The following is a 4326-nucleotide window of genomic DNA, read 5'->3' as shown; positions in this document are numbered from 1 at the left end:
TCACCGGTCGGCGGGCTGCCGCAGGCCCGTTCGCAGCCGACGAAGTGGCGGTGCGCCGGGTAGGCCCCGTCCAGCGACTGCGCCGCGTCGGCCCGCACGTCGGCGGCTGAGTGGGCGCAACCGGGGCTGCCGGTGCAGGAGGTGACGTTGAGCCAGGGGGAGTTCTCGTCGAACACCAGGCCCAGCGGCGCGAGCACGCGAAGCGCGACGTCGGCTATCTGTTCCATGAGGTCGCACACCAGAACCGACCGCCAGGGTGTGACCACGAGCGGGACCTCGATCGCGGCCAAGTACTCGGCGACACGTGCGGGCAAGACGCCCAGCGGGACCGCGGCGCCCAGTGCGACGCGGCCGTCATCCTGCGCGATCCAGCCCACCGGCGGCCGGGTGACAGCCGGAAACCCGGCACCCAGCTCGACGCCGGGCAGCAGCACGCTTGGATCACCCAATTCGTTGACACGCCAGGCTTTTCCACGGATCTCGACGAACCTTGTCGCCAGATCGATCAGCGTCTTGATCACCTCGCCCGGAGCCAGGCGCAGACCGGTGTCCCGTCCGGTGAGCAGGAGCGCGGGGCCGTCTTGCAGAACATGGATGCCGACGTCGGCGCCCAGGCCGGACACGTCCGCCCGCCCGTCGTCGAGACTGAACCAGAACCGGCCGCCCAGCTCTACCAGCCGCGGTTCGGCGCAGATCGCGGTATCCAGCTCGCCGACCCAGGCCCGCACGTCCGTGCCGCCGCCCGCCCGGCCGGACAGCGGCGACGCGACGATGTTGCGGACCCGCTCATGCGTGGCCGACGGCAGTAGCCCGGCGGCGGCGATCTCCTCGGCCGCCGCGGTCACGTCGGCGATGCCGCGCAGCTGAACGTTGCCCCGGGCGGTGAGTTCCAGCGTGCCCGAACCGAACCCGCTCGCCACGTGCGACAGCGTCGACAGCTGAGTGGCGGTGATCATGCCGCCGGGCAGCCGCACCCGCACCAGTGCGCCGTCGGCGGCCTGATGCACCTGCAACGCACCCGGGCAGGCGTCGGAGTCGCGGGCTCGGGGCATGCCCCACGGTACGACGTTCTTCGGCGAAGGTGTGCGAGTCTCTCTCAATGCCCCTCACTCCTGACGATGTCCACAACGTTGCTTTTTCTAAGCCGCCTATCGGACAACGCGGGTATGACGAAGACCAGGTCGATGCGTTTCTTGAGCGCGTAGAGGCAGCTCTGCGAAATCCAACGGGTAGTGCTGTCACTGCGGAAGAGGTTCGCGGTATGGCCTTCTCCAAGCCACCCAGTGGAAGACGGGGATACAACGAGGACGAGGTTGACGCCTTTCTCGACCTCGTCGCGGCCCAACTGACATCTCGTGGCGGGGCGGCTTCACCTCGACTGTCCGACTTCGGGCGCCGCGGCGCGCCAATCCGTAACCGGCAGTTGCTCGTTAGCAGGGTGGCTTTGATCTGCATCGCGGCGATCACCGCGGTTACATTGCTGGTGTCCCTCGGCTTCGCCGCCTACGACACCTGCGTGTTATTGGCCGGCACACCGACGACGGCGACGATAGAGCACTGCACCAGCGGTCCACACGCCCACTCGGAAAACGGTAGGGGCGGTCGTGCGGGTTCGGTCTTTGTCAACAGGGTCGTCAACGCGCTTCGCTTCGGGGCCGAAGGTTGCACGGGCACCTGGCGGGTCGGTGAATCTTCCCATACCGGTTCCGTCGTGGGTGGAGACGTTTATGACTATGGCCCGCAATCGTCGCCGCAGGTTCGAGTGTTTGGCGGCAGTGCCTACACCGTCAGCTCGCTGAAGGGCAGTTTGGAGGCGCTGGTCTTCATCGCAGTGATAGTTTTCGTCTTCTTGCTCTTGCGGAGGTTCGGGGCGAGGCGCTCCCGTCGGTAGCTAGAACGGCGGCGCCTTGTTACGCTCGGCGTCGCGCCAGGCCGTCCAGAAGGTCTCGAGCAAGTGGTGGCAGCGACTCGCTAAAGAACGCTTTAGCCACGTCAATCCCGAAGAGGTCCGCGCGGCCCCGAGCCACTCAGATGTGCGGCAGATCAGCCAGAACCACCGCCAAACGCGGATCGGACACTTCGACCCTTCCGAAGAAAGCCAGGAGCAACTCGTCGGGTTGTGCGTCGATCGGCTCGTCACCGGTAGGCAGGGGCCCCGAGGATGCGACGAATTCGACAGTGTCGTCGTTTCCCAGATACACCCGATGTCGGCTAGAGGTCTTGCTCTCAACCAGCCGATTCATCGACTCAGCAGGGCCGCGAATCGCGATGGATGCCGCCGCGGCCGGTATCCCCCACTCGTTTCCGGTTGCAGCGGCGATGTCGTAGCCGTGGACGAGCAACTCGCACAAGATCCATCGAGCCCCACCACCGCCAGAGATCGTTGATCCACCGTGGAAGGGATACTGACGATCGAAGTCGACTTTGGAGTAAACGCGGTCGATCACCGTACGCAGATTTGTCTCGAGCCGGTCGGCGATATTGTTGATATCTCGGTCGGTGTACTCCGAGAGGCAAGTCGCATTCAGCTCGGCAACCTCCTCGTTTGTGGCGCCGCGTCGACGATCGCCAAGCAGCCTGCCGAGCACGGTTACAACGTGCGCGGCAGTCTCCACGGCCGTCCAGGCGAGCCCTGGCACCGGTCGCGCGGCGCGATCCGGATCGAGCCCCCGGACCATCGAGACGAACCGCTTCCCACTGTTATCTAGCGCGGCGAGGATGTCGGCTTTGGTTGCCTCCTCCACCCGCTAAGCGTACGGCGGCCCGGGCCGAACGACGTGCTCGTTTCCAGCACGCTGCGCGACCTCGTGATCGGGTCTGGGCTTGAGTTCAAGGACCACGTGTTTTGGGGGCTTCGTGCCGATGTTCGCGTGGGCAATCGCGGACGCGCTCAAGAACTCGCTCAGCGGCCGGACCCACCATGGCCGAACTCCTAGCTGTCGTGTTGATCCACCCTGACTCGACGCAGTGCCTATCGCGCGAGTGGTAGCGAAATGGCGAAGTACGTTCTAAGGATCAGGTGAACTGTCTAGTCGCCCACGGCTGGACCTCAGCGACGTCGACCTCCACGCTTCGCCAACTTATCGGTTACCCATTGCCATAGCTGGGTACTGGTGTAGGCATGCGTTTCAACTATGTCGCTGTGGTGGTCGGCACCTACGCCGTCCTGATTGCCCCGGTTGTGCTAATGCAGGCGTCGTCAGCTCACGCTGACACTGGCATCAACGGTTACCTTCGTTGCACAAAAAGCGATGCGGTGCCCCCGTCGGGGCAATATGCAGGAGATTGGTTGCCCGTCGTTCACATTATTGAGGCGGATCTCAATTCCGGTGAGTCCTCTACCGAAGTAGCTCAGAGATTAGTGGGTATGGGAGTCAAGCCGAACGATGCCGCTACGCAAGTGCAATGTGTCCTGGCCAACTGGCCATAGGAAAGTCCAAGCGAAAGGGAGAGCATCGAGCACCCCTAAGCTAAGCCTCGTTGTCTTTCGTTCGTCGTTGTCTTTCGTTCGTCGTTGTAGCGTGTCGATGGCATAAACTGGAACAACGTCAAGGGTCGGGGACGGGCCCCTCTGGAGAGGTCCTGCGATGAAAATGTCCATTCGCCGTCTGGCCGCCAAGGTCGTCGTTGCCGTAGTTCCGATGGCAGCTGTGACGGTCGCGACGCCGGGCGTCAGCTCGGCGCAATGCGACCCCAACTGGTCGCACAATCCGGTGACCAACGAGTGCAAACCACCGCCGCCGCCGCCAGCGTGGTGGAAACCCCCGCCGCCATATGCGCCGATGTACGCACCGCAGTGGGTGCCGCCGCCCCCGCCACGGCCGCCGTGGGCGCCGCCGTCCGCCGTCCCCAAGTGGGATGGGGGGCATCAGCAGTGGTTCTGGTGGCCAACCTAAACGACACAGGCACCGGGTCATAGGCGCCGCAGAGTGGCCTCGACGCGGTTGGCACCGATTTGGTGAAGAACACTTCAGCCGCGCGCTGCGCCGGCCCTGTTACGGCAGCAACGGCAGGTGCCACAGCGGCGTCTCGGGGTCGAGAAAAAAGAGCCGTACCGCTGTCAGTCGCAGGATCCGCAGCGCGCCGGTGATCATGATCGCCGCGAGCGGCAGGTTGCCGAGGGCGGCGCTCAACATCGAGACAGCCAAATTTCGCCCCAGGCCGGCGGTCAAGATATCGAACCAGGCATCACAGATCAGCAAAACACCGGTCGTGAACGCGGTGAGCAGCACCAGCTGGCGACGCCGCCAGCCCAACACCGCGGTCGCGGCCATAAACGCAACGAGCAGACAGTCGAAGCCCATCCACGTAGCCGGCCAGTTCTGG

3 protein-coding genes and 2 pseudogenes are annotated in these 4326 nt (G+C 64.5%); 2 read left to right on the top strand and 3 right to left on the bottom strand.

Annotated features, from left to right (window positions below):
* Window positions 1-1052: precorrin-3B synthase (gene cobG / locus VML93_RS17045; RefSeq protein ID WP_325612412.1), on the bottom strand; the 1052-nt coding region annotated here is incomplete at its 3' end.
* A gap of 47 nt (window positions 1053-1099) precedes the next feature.
* Between cobG and VML93_RS38615 the strand changes: the two are divergent.
* Window positions 1100-1351, top strand: a pseudogene (locus tag VML93_RS38615) (DivIVA domain-containing protein); the annotation flags it as partial.
* 676 nt (window positions 1352-2027) lie between these two features.
* Here VML93_RS38615 and VML93_RS17030 read toward each other — a convergent pair.
* The gene (locus tag VML93_RS17030; protein WP_325612410.1) at window positions 2028-2744 is read right to left on the bottom strand and encodes a maleylpyruvate isomerase N-terminal domain-containing protein; all 717 of its coding nucleotides are present in this window, start codon (window positions 2742-2744) and stop codon (window positions 2028-2030) included.
* An 849-nt stretch (window positions 2745-3593) separates the two neighbouring features.
* On the opposite strand from VML93_RS17030, the gene VML93_RS17025 reads away from it, so the two are divergent.
* Entirely contained in the window at window positions 3594-3896 is a 303-nt protein-coding gene (locus VML93_RS17025) for a hypothetical protein (protein ID WP_325612408.1), read from the top strand.
* A gap of 99 nt (window positions 3897-3995) precedes the next feature.
* On the opposite strand, the pseudogene VML93_RS17020 reads toward VML93_RS17025, so the two are convergent.
* Window positions 3996-4326 (bottom strand): annotated as a pseudogene (locus VML93_RS17020) (hypothetical protein); the annotation flags it as partial.

The organism is Mycobacterium sp. (assembly GCF_035499775.1).
Lineage (GTDB): Bacteria > Actinomycetota > Actinomycetes > Mycobacteriales > Mycobacteriaceae > Mycobacterium.
The sequence above is the reverse complement of the archived record's forward strand: the minus strand, read 5'-3'. Positions and strand labels throughout refer to the sequence as shown.

Coding starts and splice junctions, on each gene's coding strand:
- VML93_RS17025 (WP_325612408.1), top strand. CDS start 3,594: ATGTCCATTCGCCGTCTGGCCGCCAAGGTCGTCGTTGCCGTAGTTCCG.